General features: G+C 59.2%; 19 protein-coding genes and 1 pseudogene. 11 read left to right on the top strand and 9 right to left on the bottom strand.

Annotated elements, in window-relative coordinates; translation table 11 throughout:
• The first annotated feature begins 133 nt into the window (after positions 1-133).
• From gatC to ACIQVE_RS26750, 6 genes are all read left to right on the top strand, one after another.
• The gene (gatC, locus tag ACIQVE_RS26725; RefSeq protein WP_046026838.1) at positions 134-421 is read left to right on the top strand and encodes an Asp-tRNA(Asn)/Glu-tRNA(Gln) amidotransferase subunit GatC; all 288 of its coding nucleotides are present in this window, start codon (positions 134-136) and stop codon (positions 419-421) included.
• A gap of 16 nt (positions 422-437) precedes the next feature.
• The gene (gene gatA / locus ACIQVE_RS26730; protein ID WP_402814320.1) at positions 438-1,889 is read left to right on the top strand and encodes an Asp-tRNA(Asn)/Glu-tRNA(Gln) amidotransferase subunit GatA; all 1,452 of its coding nucleotides are present in this window, start codon (positions 438-440) and stop codon (positions 1,887-1,889) included.
• A 10-nt stretch (positions 1,890-1,899) separates the two neighbouring features.
• Positions 1,900-3,345 carry an Asp-tRNA(Asn)/Glu-tRNA(Gln) amidotransferase subunit GatB gene (gene gatB, locus ACIQVE_RS26735; protein ID WP_129389127.1) on the top strand — a complete coding sequence of 482 codons (1,446 nt, stop codon included), beginning with the start codon at positions 1,900-1,902 and terminating at the stop codon, positions 3,343-3,345.
• Positions 3,346-3,494: 149 nt separating this feature from the next.
• On the top strand, positions 3,495-3,869 hold the full coding sequence (locus ACIQVE_RS26740; protein WP_402814323.1) for a septal ring lytic transglycosylase RlpA family protein: 375 nt from the start codon (positions 3,495-3,497) through the stop codon (positions 3,867-3,869).
• A 46-nt stretch (positions 3,870-3,915) separates the two neighbouring features.
• Entirely contained in the window at positions 3,916-4,977 is a 1,062-nt protein-coding gene (locus ACIQVE_RS26745; protein ID WP_402814358.1) for a calcium/sodium antiporter, read from the top strand.
• A complete protein-coding gene (locus ACIQVE_RS26750; protein ID WP_150595055.1) occupies positions 4,974-5,354 on the top strand; it encodes a carboxymuconolactone decarboxylase family protein in 381 nt (126 codons plus the stop codon). Before ACIQVE_RS26745 ends, ACIQVE_RS26750 begins: the two co-directional genes overlap by 4 nt.
• A 147-nt stretch (positions 5,355-5,501) precedes the next feature.
• On the opposite strand, the gene ACIQVE_RS26755 is transcribed toward ACIQVE_RS26750, so the two are convergent.
• The 5 genes from ACIQVE_RS26755 to kdgD all read right to left on the bottom strand — a co-directional run bounded on the left by ACIQVE_RS26755 (position 5,502) and on the right by kdgD (position 12,224).
• Positions 5,502-6,443, bottom strand: a complete 942-nt coding sequence (locus ACIQVE_RS26755; protein WP_402814326.1) for an AEC family transporter — start codon at positions 6,441-6,443, stop codon at positions 5,502-5,504.
• A 286-nt stretch (positions 6,444-6,729) separates the two neighbouring features.
• Positions 6,730-8,283 carry a galactarate dehydratase gene (gene garD, locus ACIQVE_RS26760; protein WP_402814328.1) on the bottom strand — a complete coding sequence of 518 codons (1,554 nt, stop codon included), beginning with the start codon at positions 8,281-8,283 and terminating at the stop codon, positions 6,730-6,732.
• 11 nt (positions 8,284-8,294) lie between these two features.
• On the bottom strand, positions 8,295-9,659 hold the full coding sequence (locus tag ACIQVE_RS26765; protein WP_402814331.1) for an MFS transporter: 1,365 nt from the start codon (positions 9,657-9,659) through the stop codon (positions 8,295-8,297).
• 148 nt (positions 9,660-9,807) lie between these two features.
• The gene (locus tag ACIQVE_RS26770) at positions 9,808-11,253 is read right to left on the bottom strand and encodes an aldehyde dehydrogenase family protein (RefSeq protein ID WP_402814334.1); all 1,446 of its coding nucleotides are present in this window, start codon (positions 11,251-11,253) and stop codon (positions 9,808-9,810) included.
• Positions 11,254-11,312: 59 nt separating this feature from the next.
• Positions 11,313-12,224 (bottom strand): 5-dehydro-4-deoxyglucarate dehydratase, encoded by a 912-nt coding sequence (kdgD, locus tag ACIQVE_RS26775; RefSeq protein ID WP_402814337.1) that lies wholly within the window; start codon positions 12,222-12,224, stop codon positions 11,313-11,315.
• A gap of 236 nt (positions 12,225-12,460) precedes the next feature.
• Here kdgD and ACIQVE_RS26780 point away from each other — a divergent pair, with 236 nt between their 5' ends.
• The 4 genes from ACIQVE_RS26780 (at position 12,461) to ACIQVE_RS26795 (ending at position 15,081) form a co-directional block, all read left to right on the top strand.
• Complete coding sequence (locus ACIQVE_RS26780; RefSeq protein WP_402814340.1) at positions 12,461-13,765, top strand: phospholipase; 1,305 nt, start codon at positions 12,461-12,463, stop codon at positions 13,763-13,765.
• An 11-nt stretch (positions 13,766-13,776) separates the two neighbouring features.
• On the top strand, positions 13,777-13,968 hold the full coding sequence (locus tag ACIQVE_RS26785) for a hypothetical protein (RefSeq protein WP_402814342.1): 192 nt from the start codon (positions 13,777-13,779) through the stop codon (positions 13,966-13,968).
• Between the two features lie 174 nt (positions 13,969-14,142).
• Positions 14,143-14,517, top strand: coding sequence for a hypothetical protein (locus ACIQVE_RS26790; RefSeq protein WP_402814345.1), 375 nt, complete (start codon positions 14,143-14,145; stop codon positions 14,515-14,517).
• A gap of 198 nt (positions 14,518-14,715) precedes the next feature.
• Positions 14,716-15,081, top strand: coding sequence for a hypothetical protein (locus ACIQVE_RS26795; protein ID WP_402814348.1), 366 nt, complete (start codon positions 14,716-14,718; stop codon positions 15,079-15,081).
• A gap of 7 nt (positions 15,082-15,088) precedes the next feature.
• On the opposite strand, the gene ACIQVE_RS26800 is transcribed toward ACIQVE_RS26795, so the two are convergent.
• The 4 genes from ACIQVE_RS26800 to ACIQVE_RS26815 all read right to left on the bottom strand — a co-directional run bounded on the left by ACIQVE_RS26800 (position 15,089) and on the right by ACIQVE_RS26815 (position 19,604).
• The gene (locus tag ACIQVE_RS26800; protein WP_402814361.1) at positions 15,089-15,835 is read right to left on the bottom strand and encodes a FadR/GntR family transcriptional regulator; all 747 of its coding nucleotides are present in this window, start codon (positions 15,833-15,835) and stop codon (positions 15,089-15,091) included.
• Positions 15,836-15,964: 129 nt separating this feature from the next.
• Complete coding sequence (locus tag ACIQVE_RS26805) at positions 15,965-17,692, bottom strand: ABC transporter ATP-binding protein/permease (protein ID WP_402814351.1); 1,728 nt, start codon at positions 17,690-17,692, stop codon at positions 15,965-15,967.
• Positions 17,693-17,788: 96 nt separating this feature from the next.
• Positions 17,789-18,349 (bottom strand): response regulator transcription factor, encoded by a 561-nt coding sequence (locus tag ACIQVE_RS26810; protein ID WP_042557635.1) that lies wholly within the window; start codon positions 18,347-18,349, stop codon positions 17,789-17,791.
• Positions 18,342-19,604, bottom strand: coding sequence for an ATP-binding protein (locus ACIQVE_RS26815; RefSeq protein WP_402814355.1), 1,263 nt, complete (start codon positions 19,602-19,604; stop codon positions 18,342-18,344). Before ACIQVE_RS26815 ends, ACIQVE_RS26810 begins: the two co-directional genes overlap by 8 nt.
• Before the next feature lie 315 nt (positions 19,605-19,919).
• On the opposite strand from ACIQVE_RS26815, the pseudogene ACIQVE_RS26820 reads away from it, so the two are divergent.
• Positions 19,920-20,126 (top strand): annotated as a pseudogene (locus ACIQVE_RS26820) (hypothetical protein); the annotation flags it as partial.
• Between the last annotated feature and the right edge of the window lie 68 nt (positions 20,127-20,194).

Raw genomic sequence — 20,194 nt, forward strand, 5'->3', positions numbered from 1 at the left:
CAATATGTTAAATTGGCCGCTTTTCTGTGCAAAAATCCCCACAATCGCGGCCTAATGACCGTAGAAGTGCGGTAGTGTTCCGACAATCTAACACACGGACGCCGTCCGTTCTGTTTTCCACTGGAGAATCCCGATGGCACTAGAACGCTCCGACGTGGAAAAAATCGCGCATTTGGCCTGCCTTGGCCTTAATGATGCCGATCTTCCGCAAATCACCTCGGCCCTCAACAGCATTCTCGGTCTGGTCGACGAAATGCAGGCTGTTAATACCGACGGTATCGAGCCATTGGCCCACCCGCTGGAAGCCAGTCAGCGCCTGCGCGCCGACGTCGTGACCGAAACAAATCACCGCGAGGCCTACCAGTCCATCGCACCAGCGGTCGAAAACGGCCTGTATCTGGTTCCGAAAGTCATCGACTAAAGGGAAAGAGCCTGCAATGCATCAAATGACTCTGGCCGAGATCGCCCGCGGTCTCGCCGATAAAAAGTTTTCCTCCGAAGAGCTGACCAAAGTCCTGCTGGCGCGTATTACCCAGCTGGACCCGCAGCTCAACAGTTTCATCAGCCTCACCGAAGAGCTGGCACTGGCGCAGGCGAAAGCCGCCGATGCACGCCGTGCCAACGGTGAGAGCGGCGCCCTGCTGGGTGCGCCGATTGCCCACAAAGACCTGTTCTGCACCCAAGGCATTCGCACCAGTTGCGGCTCGAAGATGCTCGACAACTTCAAGGCTCCATACGACGCCACCGTGGTCGCGAAACTGGCTGCCGCCGGCGCCGTGACCCTGGGCAAGACCAACATGGACGAATTCGCCATGGGTTCGGCCAACGAGTCGAGCTGGTACGGCGCGGTGAAAAACCCGTGGAATCTGGAACACGTGCCGGGCGGTTCGTCCGGTGGTTCGGCGGCTGCCGTTGCCGCTCGCCTGTTGCCAGCGGCCACCGCCACTGACACCGGCGGCTCGATCCGTCAGCCAGCCGCGTTCACCAACCTCACCGGCCTGAAACCGACGTACGGTCGCGTTTCGCGCTGGGGCATGATCGCTTACGCCTCCAGCCTCGATCAGGGCGGCCCGTTGGCGCGCACTGCCGAAGACTGCGCAATTATGTTGCAAGGTATGGCCGGCTTCGATCAAAACGATTCCACCAGCATCGATGAGCCTGTGCCGGATTACTCCGCCAGCCTCAACGAATCGCTGAAAGGCCTGCGCATCGGTGTGCCGAAGGAATACTTCAGCGCCGGTCTCGACCCGCGCATCGCCGAGCTGATCCAGAACAGCATCAAAGAGCTGCAGAAGCTCGGTGCCGTGATCAAGGAAATCAGCCTGCCGAACATGCAGCACGCAATTCCTGCGTACTACGTGATCGCGCCGGCAGAGGCGTCCTCGAACCTGTCGCGTTTCGACGGCGTGCGTTTCGGCCATCGCTGCGAGAACCCGGAGAACCTCATCGACCTGTACAAGCGCTCCCGTGGCGAAGGCTTCGGGCCTGAAGTACAGCGCCGAATCATGGTCGGTGCTTACGCGCTGTCCGCGGGTTACTACGACGCCTACTACCTCAAAGCGCAGAAGATCCGTCGCCTGGTGAAGAACGATTTCATGGCTGCCTTTAATGAAGTCGACATCATCCTCGGCCCAACCACGCCGAACCCGGCCTGGAAACTCGGCGCCAAGAACAGCGACCCGGTCGCTGCCTATCTGGAAGACGTCTACACCATCACCGCCAACCTCGCGGGCCTGCCGGGCCTGTCGATGCCGGCCGGTTTTGTCGACGGTCTGCCGGTCGGCGTGCAGTTGCTCGCTCCGTATTTCCAGGAAGGTCGCCTGTTGAACGTTGCCCACCAGTATCAGTTGAACACTGACTGGCACACCCGCACCCCAACCGGCTTCTGAGGAGACACACATGCAATGGGAAGTCGTGATCGGGCTGGAGATTCACACTCAGCTCACTACCCGGTCGAAAATCTTTTCCGGTAGTTCGACCACGTTCGGCTCCGAGCCGAACACTCAGGCAAGCCTGATTGATCTGGGCATGCCCGGCGTGTTGCCGGTGCTGAACCAGGAAGCAGTGCGCATGGCGGTGATGTTCGGTCTGGCAATTGACGCCGAGATCGGTCAGCACAACGTGTTCGCGCGTAAAAACTATTTCTACCCGGACCTGCCGAAGGGCTACCAAATCAGCCAGATGGAATTGCCGATCGTCGGCAAGGGCCACCTGGACATCGCGCTGGAAGACGGCACTGTCAAACGTGTCGGCATCACCCGCGCGCACCTGGAAGAAGACGCCGGCAAGAGCCTGCACGAAGAATTCAACGGTGCCACCGGCATCGACCTGAACCGTGCTGGCACGCCGCTGCTGGAAATCGTTTCCGAGCCGGACATGCGCAGCGCCAAGGAAGCCGTGGCTTACGTCAAGGCCGTCCACGCGCTGGTGCGTTATCTGGGCATCTGCGACGGCAACATGGCCGAAGGCTCGCTGCGTTGCGACTGCAACGTATCGATTCGTCCGAAAGGCCAGGTTGAATTCGGTACGCGCTGCGAGATCAAGAACGTCAACTCGTTCCGTTTCATCGAGAAGGCGATCAACTCCGAGATCCAGCGTCAGATCGAGCTGATCGAAGACGGCGGCAAAGTGATCCAGCAGACCCGTCTTTACGATCCGAACAAGGACGAAACCCGTCCGATGCGCTCCAAAGAGGAAGCCAACGACTACCGTTACTTCCCCGATCCTGACCTGTTGCCAGTGATCATCGAAGAGTCGTTCCTCGGTGAGGTGCGCGCCACCCTGCCGGAGCTGCCTCCGCAGAAACGCGAGCGCTTCCAGGAGCAGTTCGGTCTGTCGGTTTACGACGCCAGCGTACTGGCCACCAGTCGCGAGCAAGCCGATTACTTCGAAAAAGTCGCAGCCATCGGCGGCGACGCCAAACTGGCGGCGAACTGGGTGATGGTCGAGTTGGGCAGCCTGCTCAACAAGCAAGGCCTGGACATCGACGAGTCGCCGGTTTCGGCCGAGCTGTTGGGCGGCATGCTGCAGCGCATCAAGGACAACACCATCTCCGGCAAGATTGCCAAAGTGGTGTTCGAAGCGATGGCCAACGGTGAAGGCAGCGCAGACGAGATCATCGAAAAACGCGGCCTGAAGCAAGTGACCGATAGCGGCGCGATCTCGGCGGTGCTGGACGAAATGCTCGCGGCCAACGCCGAGCAAGTCGAGCAATACCGCGCGGCAGACGAAGCCAAACGCGGCAAGATGTTCGGCTTCTTCGTCGGTCAGGCCATGAAAGCCTCCAAAGGCAAGGCCAACCCGCAGCAAGTGAACGAACTGCTGAAAAGCAAGCTCGAAGGCTGATGAAAATGGAGCCAGACCTAAAACCCTGGCTCAAATCCCTGTGGGAGCGAGCTTGCTCGCGAATGCGATCCGGCACTCAATACAAGGTTGACTGTCAGAATGCCTTCGCGAGCAAGCTCGCTCCCACAATTGTTTCGAGAAACCTTTGAATGAAGCGTCTGCTCCTGGGCTGCGCCCTGCTCTCCTTACTGACCGGTTGCGCCAGCACCGACACCATCGACCCGCACGGTTACGACCAGACCGGCGTCGCCTCCTATTACGGAGCCAAACACCACGGTAAACGCACCGCCAGCGGCGAAGCGTTCAACCAGAATGCCCTGACCGCCGCCCATCGCCGCTTACCCTTTGGCACTCGGGTGAAAGTCACCAACCTGAAAAACGATGAATCCGTCATAGTCCGTATCAACGATCGCGGCCCGCACACCCGTGGCCGCTTGATCGATGTGTCCCGCAAGGCCGCCGAACAACTCGGTATGCTGCGCAGCGGCACTGCACGGGTTCGCGTGCAGGCCCTCGACGACTGATGGAGCGCCAACTATTTTCGCCCTAGCCAATTTGCCGCTGATCAGCCTGATCGAATTGTTCGCAGGATTGTGCCTGCTGATCTTCGGCGCCGAGCTGATGGTGCGGGCGGCGGTGCGCCTGGCTGCACGCCTGCATGTACGGCCGCTGATCATCGGCCTCACCGTGGTCGCGTTTGGCAGCAGTGCGCCGCAAATGGCCGTCAGCCTGCAAGCGGCACAGGCGCATACCCCGGATATTGCGGTCGGTAGCGTGATCGGCAGCAGCATCTTCAACATTCTGGTGACCCTCGGCCTGTCGGCGCTAATCATTCCGTTGCGCGTGTCGCGACAGTTGGTGCGCCTTGATATTCCGCTGATGATCGGCGCCAGTCTGCTGGTGTTCTTGCTGGCGTGGAATGAAGAACTCGGGCGCCTCGACGGCATTCTGCTGCTGAGCGCATTGGCGCTGTATCTGGGTTTGCTGCTACGCCAGTCGCGACACTCGGCGCGACCGCATTCGGATCAACCGCAAACCGCGCCAGCACACTGGTTCACCAGTGTGCTGATGATCATTGTCGGCCTGGCCATGCTGGTGTTCGCCGGACGTCTGTTGCTGGGCGCCGCTGTCGTGGTGGCCACTGACCTTGGATTCTCCGAGCGCGTGATCGGCCTCACCGTCGTTGCCGTCGGCACTTCGCTGCCAGAACTTGCGACTTCGTTGATTGCTGCTCTGCGTGGGCAGCGGGATATCGCCGTGGGCAACGTGATCGGCGCCAATCTGTTTAATCTGCTTGGGGTGCTTGGGCTTACCGCACTGATCGCCCCGATGCCTTTGTCTGTCTCGCCCAATGCGCTGGATTTCGACCTGCCGGTGATGCTCGGTGTCGCCGCGTTGTGTCTGCCGGTGTTCTATTCCGGCTACCGCGTGACCCGCATCGAAGGTCTGCTGCTGCTCGGTTTGTATCTGGTGTACGGGCTGCACGTGGTGTCGTTCACCACCGGCATGCCACTGGCCGGCAAGCTGGAGCGGCTGATGCTGTTTTACGTTCTGCCGCCGCTGCTGGCGTTTCTGCTGTTCACGTCCGTACGCGCCTGGCGCCGCCAGCACCACAAAAAGGATATGCCATGACCGAATCGAAGAAGTCCGGGGTTGAAGTCCGCCGTCAGGTAATGGGCGATGTGTTCGTCGATCGCGCACTGGGCAATGCCACCGAATTCACCCAGCCGCTGCAGGATTTCGTCAACGAGCATGCCTGGGGTGGCGTGTGGAATCGCGAGGGTTTGCCGCTGAAAACCCGCAGCCTGATCACCCTGGCCGCGCTGACCGCGTTGAAGTGCCCGCAAGAGCTGAAGGGCCATGTGCGCGGAGCGTTGAACAATGGCTGCACGGTAGAAGAGATTCGCGAGGCGCTGCTGCATTGCGCGGTGTACGCCGGGGTGCCGGCGGCGATCGATGCGTTTCGGGCGGCGCAGGAAGTGATCGACAGCTACCAGAAACCTGAGTAACGCGGGGTCAGGGATATCGCTTTCGCGAGCAAGCTCGCTCCCACAGGGCTCTTCGGTGTTGATGAAATTTGATTAACAACACCGAAGAGCCCTGTGGGAGCGAGCTTGCTCGCGAAGAGGCCCTCTGCGTCACTGCAAATCCTGAAGTCAGATCCACCCACCCCACTGCAAAATGAAGATCCCGAGATTGGTCGTGATCGCTGCCATCAATGTAGTCAGCACGATAATCGCCGCCGCCAGTTCATGATTGCCCTGCGCCGCGCGGGCCATGACAAAACTGGCCGCCGCGGTCGGGCTGCCGAAGTACAGAAACAGAATCCCCAGCTCCGCACCGCGAAAACCGCACAGCCATGCGCCAAAGGTCGCCAACAGCGGCAAACCGATCATCTTCACCAGGCTTGAGCTGAGCGCCATGTTGCCGCTTTTGCGCAGCGCCGCCAGCGACAGCGTGCCGCCGATGCAGATCAACGCCAGCGGCAGCGTGGTTTGCGCCAGATACTGGCCAGAGGTTTCCAGCCATCCCGGCAGACCGATCTTGAAGTAGGCAAACGGTGCAGCCGCGATCACGCTGATGATCAGCGGATTGCTGAACACGCTTTTGCAGATGCTCCACGGATCGGACTTGATCACCGGGCTGTACACCGCCAGCACAATGGTCGAGAGCGTGTTGTAAAACAGGATCACCAGCGCCGCGAGAATCGCCCCGAGGGAAATCCCGTAATCGCCATACATGCTCGCGGCGAGTGCCAGACCGATCACCCCGTTATTGCCGCGAAACGCGCCTTGGGTATAGATGCCGCGATCTTCGCGCGGACACTTGAAAATCGCCCAGCCCCAAGCCAGGGCGAAACTGACCAGCGTGGCAACGGAGAAGTAGATCAGCAGCGCCGGTTGCAACGCGGCGTGCAGGTCTGCATGCAGGATACCGAGGAACAACAGCGCCGGCATGGTGACGTTGAACACCAGCGAAGATGCGGTGTGGATAAAGTTGTCGTTGATCCAGTTGATGCGCTTGAGCAGCACACCGAGAAACAGCATGGCAAACACCGGCGCGGTGATGTTCAGAGTTTCGAGGAAGATTGCCAGCATGCCGGGGAGCCTTGGGTGAGCGTCGTTAGGGGGCTAATGATAAGCCACTTGCGGCGCTATAGCCTCAATCCAAAAGTCAAAAGCCCCTCACCCTAACCCTCTCCCCGAGGGAGAGGGGACTGACCGCGGTGTCTTTCGTCATACATCGACCTGCACTACCGCGTCGATTGTGGATTCGGCAAAGCACTTTCAGGTCGATGTACTTCTAAAATATTCCCGGATCGGCCCCCTCGCCCTCCGGGAGAGGGCTGGGGTGAGGGTAGCTTTTGACCTCCCCCCGCAAACCTCAGGTAATCGGTGCCGGATTGAACAACGTAATGTCGTTATGCAGCTTGTGCTTCTCCGCCCACGTCTGTTTTTTGCCGCTGGCAACATCCAGGTAGTAGTGAAACAACTCCCAGCCCAACTCCTCGATAGTCGCCCGCCCGGTGGCAATCCGCCCGGCGTCGATATCGATCAAGTCAGGCCAGCGCTGCGCAAGCTCAGTGCGCGTCGAGACCTTCACCACCGGCGCCATCGCCAACCCATAAGGCGTGCCGCGCCCAGTGGTGAACACATGCAGGTTCATCCCCGCCGCCAACTGCAACGTACCGCAGACAAAATCACTGGCGGGCGTCGCGCAGAAAATCAAACCCTTCTGCTTGAAACGCTCGCCTGGGCCAAGCACGCCATTGATCGCGCTACTGCCGGACTTGACGATCGAACCCAGCGACTTCTCGACGATGTTCGATAACCCGCCCTTCTTGTTGCCCGGCGTGGTGTTGGCGCTGCGATCCGCTTCACCCTTGGCGAGATAGCGGTCGTACCAATCCATCTCGCGTACCAGCTCCTCGGCGACGGTTTTGGTTTGCGCCCGCGAGGTCAGCAGATAAATCGCATCGCGCACTTCAGTGACTTCAGAAAACATCACCGTCGCCCCCGCCCGCAGTAACAAGTCCGAGGCATAACCCAGCGCCGGGTTGGCGGTGATGCCGGAAAACGCATCACTGCCGCCGCACTGCATCCCCAGAATCAGCTCGGAGGCCGGCACGGTTTCGCGGCGGCGCTGGTCGAGTTTCTTCAGACGAACCTCTGCCAACGCCATGATCTGCTCGATCATCTCAGTAAAACCGTGACTGGAATCCTGCAAGCGATACAACCATGGATCGCTGAGATCGACCGACGCATCGTCCTCGTGCATCACCTGGCCAGCCTGCAATTTCTCGCAGCCCAGACCGATCACCAGCGCTTCACCGCCCAGGTTCGGGTTGCGTGCCAGATTACGCACGGTGCGAATCGGGATGTAGGCGTCGGTGGCGGTAATCGCCACACCACAGCCGTAACTGTGGGTCAGCGCCACCACGTCATCGACGTGCGGGTACTTCGGCAGCAGCTCATCCTTGATGCGTTTTACCGCGTGATCGAGCACGCCGGTGACGCATTGCACCGTGGTGGTGATCCCGAGAATGTTGCGCGTGCCGACGGTGCCGTCGGCGTTGCGATAACCCTCGAACGTGAACCCTTCAAGTGGCGCCTGCGCCTCCGGCACTTCGGTGGACAGCGGCAGGCTGTCCAGCGGCGGCGCGGTCGGCATGCGCAGTTGATCTTCCTTGACCCAACTGCCACGCGGAATCGGCTGCAACGCGTAGCCAATGATCTGGCCGTAGCGAATCACCTGACCGCCCTCGGGAATATCCTCGAGGGTGACCTTATGGCTCTGCGGCACGAAATCCACCGTCACCAGGCCGTCGGCGAACTCGGTTCCGGCCGGAACACCTTGGTCGTTGACCACTACCACTACGTTGTCCCGCTCGTGCAGACGGATGTAGCGCGGCGAGTCGGAATGTTCAATCAACTGCATGACGCCGCTCCTCAGGAATGCGCTTGAGACAATTTATCGCTGGCTTCAATACCGCCAGTGGTTGGCGGCTCTTTGAGCACCACACGTTTGATCGGGCCGACGATCACCAGATAGCTGAACACCGCCACCAGTGCGTTGGCACCGACGAACACCAGCGCCCATTTGAACGAACCGGTGGAGCTGATGATGTAGCCAATCACGATCGGCGTGGTGATCGAAGCGATGTTGCCGAAGGTGTTGAACAAACCACCGCTCAGACCGGCGATCTGTTTTGGCGAAGTGTCGGAAACCACTGCCCAACCCAGTGCGCCAACGCCTTTGCCGAAGAACGCCAAAGCCATGAAGCCCACGACCATCCACTCAACATCAACATAGTTGCAGGCGACGATGCTGCTGGAAACCAGCAGGCCAGCGATGATCGGCGCTTTGCGGGCGAAGGTCAGGGAGTGACCTTTGCGCAGCAGGTAATCGGAGATCACGCCGCCGAGTACGCCACCGATAAACCCGCAGATCGCCGGCAACGAAGCGATGAATCCAGCCTTGAGGATGGTCATACCGCGTTCCTGCACCAGGTACACCGGGAACCAGGTCAGGAAGAAGTACGTGATGCCGTTGATGCAGTACTGACCCAGATAAACGCCGAGCATCATGCGGTTGGTCAGCAACTGGCGGATGTAGTCCCACTTCGGACCGTCGGATTTTTTGCCGCGCTGGTCCATGTCGACCATGCCGCCGTTTTCGGCAATGTGTTTGAACTCGGCCTCGTTGATGCGCGGGTGTTCGCGCGGGCTGTAGATCACTTTCAGCCAGATCAGCGAGAACACGATTCCGAGGATACCCATGACGATGAACACGTGTTCCCAACCAAAGCTGTAGACGATCCAGCCCATCAACGGTGCGAACAACACGGTGGCAAAATACTGCGCCGAGTTGAAGATCGCCGAAGCGGTGCCGCGTTCAGCAGTCGGAAACCACGCGGCAACAATGCGTGCGTTACCGGGAAAGGATGGCGCCTCAGCCAAACCGACCAGGAAGCGCAACATGAACAGCGCAACAATCGCCGTGGACATGCCGAACTCACCGACGAAGCCTTGCAGCACGGTGAACAGCGACCAGGTGAAGATGCTCATGGCATAGATTTTTTTCGAGCCGAAGCGGTCGAGCAGCCAGCCACCGGGAATTTGCCCGGCCACGTAGGCCCAACCGAAAGCGGAGAAAATATAGCCGAGGGTGACCGCGTCGATACCGAGGTCTTTTTGCAGGCTGGAACCGGCGATCGCAATGGTCGCGCGGTCGGCGTAGTTGATCGTGGTCACCAGAAACAGCATGAGCAGGATCAAATAGCGGATGTGAGTCGGCTTTTGAGTCGGTTGCATGTAGATGTACTCCCACTGATTATTTTTATGCGCGGGTGAATCTTCTTTGGTCTGGCTTTTGTGGGAGCTGGCCTGCCAGCGATGGCATCACCTCGGTTTTTCAGTTACACCGCAGTGATGTCATCGCTTGCAGGCAAGCTCCCACAGATCAGGAACCGATGTAGCTGGTCTTCACGACGGTGTAGAACTCCTGCGCATAACGGCCTTGCTCACGTGAGCCATAGGATGAACCTTTACGGCCACCGAACGGAACGTGGTAATCGACGCCGGCGGTCGGCAGGTTGACCATCACCATCCCGGCCTGGGAGTGACGTTTGAAGTGGTTGGCGTACTTCAGCGACGTGGTGGCGATGCCCGCCGACAGACCGAATTCGGTGTCGTTGGCCATGGCCAGCGCAGCGTCGTAATCGGCAACGCGGACGATGTTGGCCACAGGGCCGAAGATTTCTTCGCGGCTGATGCGCATCGAAGCTTCGCTGTCGGCAAACAGCGTTGGCGCGAGGAAGTAGCCTTCGGTATCGCACGTCACCAGACCGCCGCCGCTGACCAGACGCGCACCTTCGGACTGGCCGATGTCGATGTATTTCATGTCCTGTTCAAGCTGCGCTTGCGAAACCACCGGACCGATATCGGTGCCGGATTTCAGCGCGTGGCCGACCTTGATCGACTTCATGCGCTCGGCCATGGCTTCAACGAACTTGTCGTGAATTCCGGCGGTAACGATCAAGCGGCTCGAAGCCGTGCAGCGTTGGCCGGTGGAGTAGAACGCGCTCTGCACCGACAACTCGACCGCTTGCTTGAGGTCGGCGTCGTCGAGAATGATCTGCGGGTTCTTGCCGCCCATTTCCAGCTGAACCTTGGCCTGGCGCGACACGCAGTTGACCGCGATCTGGCGGCCAACACCGACAGATCCGGTGAAGCTGATGCCATCGACTTTCGGGCTCTGCACCAGTGCGTCGCCAACCACGCGACCGCTGCCCATGACCAGGTTGAACACGCCAGCCGGGAAGCCTGCGCGGGAGATGATTTCGGCCAGCGCCCAGGCACAACCCGGCACCAGATCCGCAGGTTTCAGAACAACGCAGTTGCCGTAGGCCAGGGCCGGAGCGATCTTCCACGCAGGAATAGCAATCGGGAAGTTCCACGGGGTGATCAGACCGACCACACCCAACGCTTCGCGGGTCACTTCGACGTTAACGCCCGGGCGTACCGACGGCACATAGTCACCGGACAGACGCAAGCATTCACCGGCGAAGAACTTGAAGATGTTACCGGCGCGGGTCACTTCGCCAATGGCTTCAGGCAAGGTCTTGCCCTCTTCCCGTGCCAGCAGAGTGCCGAGTTCTTCGCGACGGGCGAGGATTTCGCTGCCGACCTTATCCAGCGAATCGTGACGAGCCTGAATGCCCGAAGTCGACCATGCTGGGAACGCTGCGCGGGCGGCGTCGATGGCAGCGTGGACTTGGGTCAGATCAGCCTTGGCGTAGTCGCCGATGGTGTCGCTCAGCTCGGACGGGTTGATGTTGGCCGAGTAATCGGAACCGGCAACCCATTCACCGTTGATGTAGTTGTCGTAGCGCTTTGAATCAGTCACTGAAATCGCTCCTCACGCAAAAGGCCGCTGATTGCTCAGCGGCCTTATCTATAGAGTTGTTATTGCGCACCTTGCTTGTCGATCAGCGCGGCCAGTGCTTCATATTCCTCTGGCAGCAGATCGGTCAGCGGCGCCCGTACCGGGCCTGCGTCATAGCCGGCAATTTTTGCCCCGGCCTTGACGATGCTCACGGCATAACCGGACTTGCGGTTACGGATGTCCAGGTATGGCAGGAAGAAGTCGTCGATGATCTTGCCGACGGTGGCGTGATCTTCACGGGCGATGGCGTGGTAGAAATCCATCGCGGTCTTCGGAATGAAGTTGAACACCGCCGAGGAGTAAACCGGCACGCCCAGCGCTTTGTAGGCAGCGGCGTAGACTTCGGCGGTCGGCAAACCACCCAGGTAGCTGAAGCGATCACCGAGGCGGCGACGGATCGACACCATCAACTCGATATCACCCAGACCGTCCTTGTAACCGATCAGGTTCGGGCAGCGTTCGGCCAGACGTTCCAGCAGCGGCGCGGTCAGGCGGCAGACGTTGCGGTTGTAAACCACCACGCCGATCTTCACCGATTTACACACCGCTTCAACATGAGCGGCAACGCCATCCTGACTGGCTTCGGTCAGGTAATGCGGCAGCAGCAACAGGCCTTTAGCACCCAGACGCTCGGCCTCTTGAGCGTATTCGATGGCTTGACGAGTCGAACCGCCAACGCCGGCCAGAATCGGCACGCTGGTTTCACAGGTATCGACGGCAGTCTTGATGATTTCCGAGTACTCGCTGGCGGCCAGGGAGAAGAACTCACCGGTGCCACCGGCGGCGAACAGGGCCGAAGCACCGTACGGAGCCAGCCATTCCAGACGCTTGATATAGCCCGCGCGGTTGAAATCGCCCTGCGCGTTGAAATCGGTCACCGGGAAAGACAGCAGGCCGGTAGAGAGGATGGACTTCAGTTCTTGTGGATTCATTATTCGAACACCCTGGTAGCAACGTTTTTTGTGATTGGATCGTTCAGCTATTCGCCGAGGTTGTAGGTCATCGTACAACTTAAAATATAACCGTCAACTGCATTTCATCGTTGCGAGGGCTTTTTTGTCGGACAAGATCGTTTCTTGACGTAGGAAATTTCTCGACTAAGGTTGAGATAACTGTATATACATACAGTCAAAAGAAAACTCACCGACGACATATCAAGGAGAAAGAAATGTCCGGTCTACACCACAATCCACAGGAAAACCTCACGCCGCTGAACGCCCGATTTGATGATCTGTTCACTCAATCCGGCATCAGCTTCAACACCAATAATGCGCATCTGCTGCTGCACATCGCCGATTCCCATAGCGATGTTCAATCCGTTACCGCCCTCCCCGGCAACGCCTTGAAAGGCAAGCCGCAGCTACGGTTCGAGGGCGCCGAACACACGGCGATCGGTGATAACACGCGGCTGCGCTTCGTCGAAAACGCTGAACCGGTGCTCGCGCAAAACGTGTCATTGCACCTACCGAACGGGTTGGCGCTCACCTACGGCCAGGTGCTGGCGCTGGGGGGAGATTTTTATGGCATTGCCGATCGCCCCGTCAGCGAAGGCGCCACCCCGGTGGATCGCCTGCAACGCTTCAATGCGGCATTCGACTCTCTCGCAGCCTTGCCTGCATCCCGGGCAGAAGCCACGCAGATTCTCGCGGTCATGCAAAAAGAAATCGACGCGGTTAAACAGGCCATCAAGGATGGTAAACAACCGCACGAAGCCTACGATGCGCTTGGAGATACATTGTCCGAGGAGTGGAACAAAATCACTGGCGGCGGCAGTTTTGTCTCCGCGCTGTTCCCACTTGGGCGCTACCTGAAACTGGCGGCGAACAACGCTGACCATTTCGGCGAATGGGCCCGGTTGGCTTACGTTGCCGGGCACACCGCAGCCCTGCAAACGGCAATCGCCGCTCGCGCCACTCAAGATGAACAGCAGTTGGAACGGGCCTACGCGATGAACGCGTTTGCCGACCACTTCCTCACTGACCTGTTTTCATCCGGGCACTTGCGTGTACCGCGCAAGGATCTTGCCGCGGTCGTGACCCCGAGCGATCTGGGCTCGCTCATCACCCGTTTCATGCACGATGAGGACAGCAAGTTCGGCCTTAAAGTACACAACGGGCGTGGCGATCAATGGCGGGCATACGGCGACAAGCGCTACTTCGACGCAAGCGACGCCGACAATCGCATTCAGGTCAATCAAGCGGTGCAGACATCGGCTGACGAGGTCTTTGCCGCTTACCTCAGCGGCAATCTGCCCGCGCCTTCCACGTTCGCCGCATTGCAGCATCTGCCGGATCTGAGTGCGGCTCTGAACCTGACGAACAATTTCTCGCCGCTGTTCCGCACCGAGGGTGGCAAGGTTTTGCGCCGCAAGGACGTCAACAACCTCAACGACACCGCCACCGTCGACGACTGGTGGGGCTGGAGCACTTACCTGCTGCTCAAGGATTACCACCCGACCGGCAACGTCAACTAAGGAGAACCGCCATGAAGATCAAATTGAAACTGGAACTGGCCTCGGGTCAATCGATGAAAGGTGCGCCGCTGGAATTGTTGGCCAAAGGCCGGCCGATTGCCCGGGCGACGGTGGATCCCCAAGGCTACGCAGCATTTGATGCCAAACACGCAGTTGGCCCCTTCGCCGTGCGAGTAGACCGTTCCATTCTTCCCCCTCGCTGACACAACCCCGCCCCTGTAGGCGCTGTCGAGTGAAACGAGCCTGCGGCAGCGCCTATTAAGGGGCTTTGAAATGTCTGGAAATGGACGGTTTAAAACCCGTCCTGCAAAAGTCTTTTACCGTGCAGAACCGCCGTGAATGGATCACGGCGCAACTCGCACGGAGAGCGATTGCTCATGATTTATGCCCCACCCGAACTCCCGCAATTTCTGCCTCACTCACCTGACACGGCAACCGTGAACGTATCGGCGTTGAGCGACGAACTGATCGTTCAGGTTCCCGATTCCGGCGATTTTGCGGCGAACTGGAGCGTCTACGCGATTCTAGGCGATGACCCGGAGGAGCCCGAATGGGCAGGCGAAGAAGTCAACACCGGCACCTGGGATGATGCCGAGGACGAGATGGAAAAACTGACGGGCATTGAACTGCGCATCCCCAAAGAAGCACTACTGCCGTACCTGCATACGGAAATCGAACTGCGCTACAGGTTTCAGGACGAGTCCAGCCAGGCCCCCTTCTCGGAGCCGTTGCTACTGCGGATCGAAGATTGATATCCAGCAGCGCCTGTTGATCGTGGCGCAACGTTCGAGTGATAGCTACCGTTCGTCGGGACTGGTATTTCTTACAGGTTCCAGTCATGTATCCCCCGCGCCTTAATGGCTCAGGAGTTAACGAACCGGCTCCGACAGGGCAAGGCCTTATCTGCGCTCATTCAACGGTTTGAATCGCTAGTGAAAAGGAATTTGATCATGACTGCACGAGTAAACGCATTGGCAGCGCCTGCTCTCAGGGAAGCGCTAACGCACGACGGCAAATTCACACTCTATGTTCACAATCTGATTGATCCCGCGCACGGCGAGGTTCCGGCATATGCAAATGCCAATGCGGGAGACCTGGTCAAATTTCTGATCGAGACTTCTACCGGTAATACATGGTGTGCCGAACATGCACTGACTGAGCCGGAACGGCATAAGCCTGTTGTATTTGCCGTTTCCAAGGCATTTTTTGAGAACGAAACCATTCCGGGTACTACCACTGAGCTGCGATACACCATTACCAACGTCAACGGTGACTCCGCAATGTCCCCTTCACTGACCGTCCATCTCGAAATGTAGGCAACACTCACCCCTGCGCCTGTGCCTCTTCATGGGCCTGGCGCAGTCTTTCGCGGCTGTTGGTCAGGTGCAGACGCATTGCCGCACGTGCCGCATCGGAATCCTGGCGGGCGATTGCCTCGTAGATTTCTTCGTGCTCACGGCTCAGGCGGCCCATGTAGTGCTGCTGATCATCATGGGCCAGGCGCGCCGAATTCAGCCGCGTACGCGGAATGATGCTGGTGCCCAGGTGGGTCATGATGTCGGTGAAATAGCGGTTGCCGGTGGACAGGGCGATTTCCAGATGGAAAGCGAAGTCCGAGGCGACGGCATCGCTGGCATGGGCAACGCTGTCGTTCAGCGCATCGAGGGCGGCGCGCATGGTCGCCAGTTGCTCGGGGCTGCGACGTTGCGCGGCAAGGCCGGCGGATTCTACTTCGAGGCTGATGCGTAACTCGAGAATGGCCAACACATCACGCAGGGTGACCACAGTGGCCGGATCGATACGAAAACCACTCGGGCTTGGCGTGTCGAGGACAAAAGTGCCGATGCCGTGGCGAGTTTCCACCTGACCTGCGGCCTGCAAACGGGAAATCGCCTCGCGCACCACGGTACGGCTGACGCCATGGGCTTCCATGATCGCCGACTCGGTGGGCAACTTGTCGCCACGCTTGAGCAGGCCATCACGGATCTGCTCGCTGAGCACCGTCACCAGTTCCTGAGCCAGGCTGCGGCGCTTACGGGGGAGGCGCGGGGTGTCGATCACGTTTTCCATGGTTTGCATCTAGTCTCGAAAATTCGGCTTGGGGTCATCATAGCTCAAGCGGGTTGTACGATCACTTCCTGTCATACCTGTCTCACTGTGGGAGGTAGCTTGCCAGCTCCCACAGGTATTGTGTGGTAGTCAGGCCGTCACGGTCTGCTCAACCAAGTGGCCGCTGTCGATTCGCACATGCCGTGGGTGGAAGCGTTTGAGGCTACTACGATGGCCCACGCTAACGATACTCAACCCCGGCAACTCATCGATCAGAGCCTGGTAAAGCGTGGCTTCGTCTTCTTCATCCATCGCCGAGGTGGCTTCGTCCATGTACAGCCAGTGCGGCGCATAGAGCAGTGCGCGGGCAAAGGCCAGCCGTTGCTGTTCACCGGGCGAGAGCATGCGCTGCCAGTGATTGGCCTCATCCAGACGAGCGACCAGATGCGGCAAGCGGCAGGTTTCCAGCACTTGCGCATAGCGTTCTGGTGAATAGGTTTCACCCGCCTGTGGGTAACTCAACGCTTCACGCAGGGTGCCGATCGGCAGATAAGGTTTCTGCGGCAGGAACAGATAGCGCGCCGCTGGCAAGCGAATGCTGCCGTGCCCCGCTGGCCACAAATGCCCCATCGCTCGCAGCAAGGTCGACTTGCCGCTGCCGGAGCGGCCGCTCACCATCACGCGCTCACCCGGCTCCACAGTCATGTCGGCGCTGGTCAGCAGATGACGCCCGTCGGCCAGATCGAGCCCAAGGTTTTGCACCTTCAATTCGCTGCCCTGATTCTTCACATCAATGGCCGGAGTGCGCTCTTCGTTGTCGGTCATGGCCTGCCGGAAACTCAGCAGGCGATCACAAGTGGCGCGCCAGGAAGCAAGGCTCTGGTACGCACTGATGAACCAGCTGAAACTCTCCTGAACGTTACCGAATGCCGAGCTGATCTGCATCAACTCACCGAGTTCGATCTTGCCGGAGAGATAACGCGGCGAGGCCACGATGAACGGGAAAATGATGGCCGCTTGGCTGTAACCGGCGGTGAAGAACGTCAGGCGCTTGGACACTTTCATGATGTCCCAGAAGTTGTGCCAGACATTCCCGAAGCGGGCGCTCAACCTACGATTCTCGTTCGGCTCGCCGTTGTATAACGCGATGCTTTCGGCATTCTCGCGAATCCGCACCATGGAAAAACGCAGGTCGGCCTCGAAGCGTTGTTGTTGGTTATTCAGGCCGATCAAACGACGACCGATCAAATGCGTCAGCCAGCTACCGACCACGGCGTAAACCAGCACGCACCAGAACATGTAGCCGGGAATGGTGATGCCATAGACTTCGATACTGCCCGACACGCCCCACAAAATGATCGAGAACGACACCAGGCTGACGATATTGCGCAGCAGCCCGATACCCAGTTCAAGGGTGTTGGACGTGAAGTTATTGAGGTCTTCGGAAATTCGCTGGTCCGGGTTATCGGTATAACCGCCCTGCTCCAACTGGTAGTAGTTCTTGTCGGCGAGCCAGCGCGAGAAATGCTTTTCAGTGAGCCAGGCGCGCCAGCGAATCGTCAGCATCTGGGTCAAATAAAGCCGATACACCGCCCCGATAATCGCCACCGCCGCAATCGCACAGAAATACAGAATCAGGCGCCAGAACGCCGCCTCGTCCTTCTTTTGCAGCGCGTTGTAAAAATCCTTGTACCAGGTGTTGAACCACACCGAGATGCCCACGCTGAGCAGCGAGAGCGCTATCACTGCAATCAGCAGCGTCCAGGCTTTGCCCTTCTCTTCACTGCGCCAGTAAGGCGTGATGATCGCCCATACTTTGCGAAAAAACTGCCCGCGCACAGCATCGTTGACCGCGGAGTATTCAGCGTTCTGATTCATGGATAAGGCTCGATATAGATAAGAACAGACACGCACCGATCATAGAGGATCGGTGCGTTTTATCGCGAGGGCTGGCGATGCTCGTTCAGCTCAGGTTCAGCGACGAACCGGGCGCTTTTGCAGTTTTCGCTGCAGGGTGCGACGGTGCATGCCGAGGGCGCGGGCCGTGGCGGAGATGTTGCCTTCGTGTTCGGTGAGCACACGCTGGATGTGCTCCCATTGCAGGCGATCGACCGACATCGGGTTTTCCGGCACAAGGCTGTCGAGGTCGGCGTGCTCGGAAAGCAGCGCGGCCAAAACGTCATCGGCATCGGCCGGTTTGCACAGGTAGTTGCAGGCGCCGCGCTTGATCGCTTCTACCGCGGTGGCAATGCTCGAATAACCGGTGAGGATCACCACGCGCATTTCCGGGTCCAGCTCCAGCAGCTTGGGCAGCAGCACCAGACCGGAATCGCCGTCCATTTTCAGGTCGAGCGCGGCGTAGTCGGGGATATCGGCCTGCGCGATGGTAATGCCTTCCTCGGCAGAACCTGCGGTGCTGACGCGAAAGCCGCGGCGGGCCATGGCACGGGCCATCACTCGGGTAAAGGTCGCGTCATCGTCGACCAGCAGCAAATGCGGCAGCTCTTCGCCTTCGACTTGGATTTCGTCACTCATGTTGGTCTCCTCGGGCGCCGTGAGGCAGGCGCAGCTCGGTGAGCGTGCCGCCTTCCTCATGACTATAGAGTTTCACTGAGCCGCCGGCGCGTGTCACGCTGGCCTTGCTCAAAAACAGGCCCAGGCCGAAACCTTTGCCCTTGGTGGTAAAAAATGGTTTGCCAATCTGCTCGGCGATGGCCAGCGGCACACCGGCGCCGTGATCGCGAATGCTGATGGTCAGGTTTTCCGCATCCCAGTCCAGCGTCACTTTGAGGTTTTCCGGGCATGCATCGGCGGCATTGTTGAGTAGATTCAACAGCGCCTGGGTCAGATCCGGCGGCGGTGCCATGCGCGGCACCTTGCCTTGGCCGAGACGGTGGAAGCGATAACTGGCTTCCGGGCGCATCAGGTGCCAGCGGTTCAGCGCTTCGTCGAGCCAGACGGTGACGTCCTGCATCTCCACCGCCAGACGCCGGTTGGCCTCGGCGGCGCGCACCAGTTGCTGCAAGGTTTCCTTGCACAACTTGACCTGATCCTGCAGCACTTTCAGATCGTCCTGCAGCATCGGATCGGGATGATCCTGCTGCATTTCCTTGAGCAAAACGCTCATGGTCGCCAGCGGCGTGCCCAGTTCATGGGCGGCACCGGCCGCTTGCGTGGCGACGGCGAGCAATTGCTGATCGCGCAGGCCTTCTTCGCGGCGAATCGCACGCAACTCCTCCTGACGACGCAACTCTTCGGCCATGCGCGCGGCGAAGAAGGTGATCACCGCGGCTGCAAGGGCGAAGCTCAGCCACATGCCGTAGATCTGCAGGTTTTCGCGGGCAACCGGAAGGGTTTCCAGCGGGTAGAAGCGCGTCAGCATCACGGTGTACAAGGCCAGCGCGATGCCAGACAAAATCACCGAATAGCGCCACGGCAGCGTCACTGCGGCAATGGTCAGCGGCACCAGATAATAGGAAACGAACGGGTTGGTGGAACCGCCGGAGAAATACAGCAACGCACTGTGGATAACCAGATCACAGGCCAGTTGCAGGGCGTATTCCAGCTCGGTCACCGGCCATGAAGTACGCAGGCGCACCGCGGTGAACACGCACAGCAGAATCGAACAGCCGAGGGTCATCGCCAGTTGCACCCACGGCAACGGCAACAGCTCCAGCCAGTAGGCAATGCCCACCGACCCCGCCTGCGCGGCGAGCACCAGCGTGCGAATAAAAGTCAGCCGCCAGAGGTTCTGGCGAGTGGCGGAAGTCAGTTGTACGGGGGCGAGCATGAGCTCTCCTGATGAGCGCTCCAGGCGGATCGCACGGAGTATAACCAAGCCGCGCCCTCCAGAGGCGAAAGTGCGGCAAACGACCACATGGCAAAAACATTTTCGGCGGCTATAAGGACGCCTTCGCGAGCAAGCTCGCTCCCACAGGAGAACGCATTACAAATGTGGGAGCGAGCCTGCTCGCGAATGGCTGCGCAGCAGCCCCTGCATCTGTATAGAAGTTGTAACTGGGCGAACCGGATCATAAAAGCTAGAGTCTGATGGTTTCACGCAGGCCTGAAACGAAAAAACCTGCGCCCTCATCAAGGAGCTTTCATGCATACATTTCGCCGCAGCGCCGCCCTCCTCGCCCTGACCGTCGGCAGCGTCGCCAGCCTTCCGGCCCTCGCCGCCGATGAGCTGCACTACAACCAGATTTCCCTGCGCGCCGAAGTAAGCCAGGAAGTCGCCCGCGACCTGATGATCGTGACCCTCTACACCGAAGAGCAAAACACCGACCCGGCCAAACTCGCCGCCGAAGTGATCTGAAGATTGTAGTTTTGGGTTTGAGTGTGATTGATAGTGTATTTCTTGTTGGTGGGCGTTTGATT

The sequence above is a fragment of the Pseudomonas sp. NPDC098747 genome, from assembly GCF_044760045.1.
Taxonomy (GTDB): domain Bacteria; phylum Pseudomonadota; class Gammaproteobacteria; order Pseudomonadales; family Pseudomonadaceae; genus Aquipseudomonas.

Excerpts from the sequence above, each read along its gene's own strand:
- ACIQVE_RS26815 (WP_402814355.1), bottom strand. The coding sequence starts at position 19,604 with ATGCTCGCCCCCGTACAACTGACTTCCGCCACTCGCCAGAACCTCTGG.
- ACIQVE_RS26785 (WP_402814342.1), top strand. The coding sequence starts at position 13,777 with ATGAAGATCAAATTGAAACTGGAACTGGCCTCGGGTCAATCGATGAAA.
- gatA (WP_402814320.1), top strand. The coding sequence starts at position 438 with ATGCATCAAATGACTCTGGCCGAGATCGCCCGCGGTCTCGCCGATAAA.
- ACIQVE_RS26765 (WP_402814331.1), bottom strand. The coding sequence starts at position 9,659 with ATGCAACCGACTCAAAAGCCGACTCACATCCGCTATTTGATCCTGCTC.
- ACIQVE_RS26740 (WP_402814323.1), top strand. The coding sequence starts at position 3,495 with ATGAAGCGTCTGCTCCTGGGCTGCGCCCTGCTCTCCTTACTGACCGGT.
- ACIQVE_RS26800 (WP_402814361.1), bottom strand. The coding sequence starts at position 15,835 with ATGGAAAACGTGATCGACACCCCGCGCCTCCCCCGTAAGCGCCGCAGC.
- ACIQVE_RS26750 (WP_150595055.1), top strand. The coding sequence starts at position 4,974 with ATGACCGAATCGAAGAAGTCCGGGGTTGAAGTCCGCCGTCAGGTAATG.
- garD (WP_402814328.1), bottom strand. The coding sequence starts at position 8,283 with ATGCAGTTGATTGAACATTCCGACTCGCCGCGCTACATCCGTCTGCAC.
- ACIQVE_RS26780 (WP_402814340.1), top strand. The coding sequence starts at position 12,461 with ATGTCCGGTCTACACCACAATCCACAGGAAAACCTCACGCCGCTGAAC.
- kdgD (WP_402814337.1), bottom strand. The coding sequence starts at position 12,224 with ATGAATCCACAAGAACTGAAGTCCATCCTCTCTACCGGCCTGCTGTCT.
- ACIQVE_RS26790 (WP_402814345.1), top strand. The coding sequence starts at position 14,143 with ATGATTTATGCCCCACCCGAACTCCCGCAATTTCTGCCTCACTCACCT.
- ACIQVE_RS26805 (WP_402814351.1), bottom strand. The coding sequence starts at position 17,692 with ATGAATCAGAACGCTGAATACTCCGCGGTCAACGATGCTGTGCGCGGG.
- gatB (WP_129389127.1), top strand. The coding sequence starts at position 1,900 with ATGCAATGGGAAGTCGTGATCGGGCTGGAGATTCACACTCAGCTCACT.
- ACIQVE_RS26810 (WP_042557635.1), bottom strand. The coding sequence starts at position 18,349 with ATGAGTGACGAAATCCAAGTCGAAGGCGAAGAGCTGCCGCATTTGCTG.
- gatC (WP_046026838.1), top strand. The coding sequence starts at position 134 with ATGGCACTAGAACGCTCCGACGTGGAAAAAATCGCGCATTTGGCCTGC.
- ACIQVE_RS26755 (WP_402814326.1), bottom strand. The coding sequence starts at position 6,443 with ATGCTGGCAATCTTCCTCGAAACTCTGAACATCACCGCGCCGGTGTTT.
- ACIQVE_RS26795 (WP_402814348.1), top strand. The coding sequence starts at position 14,716 with ATGACTGCACGAGTAAACGCATTGGCAGCGCCTGCTCTCAGGGAAGCG.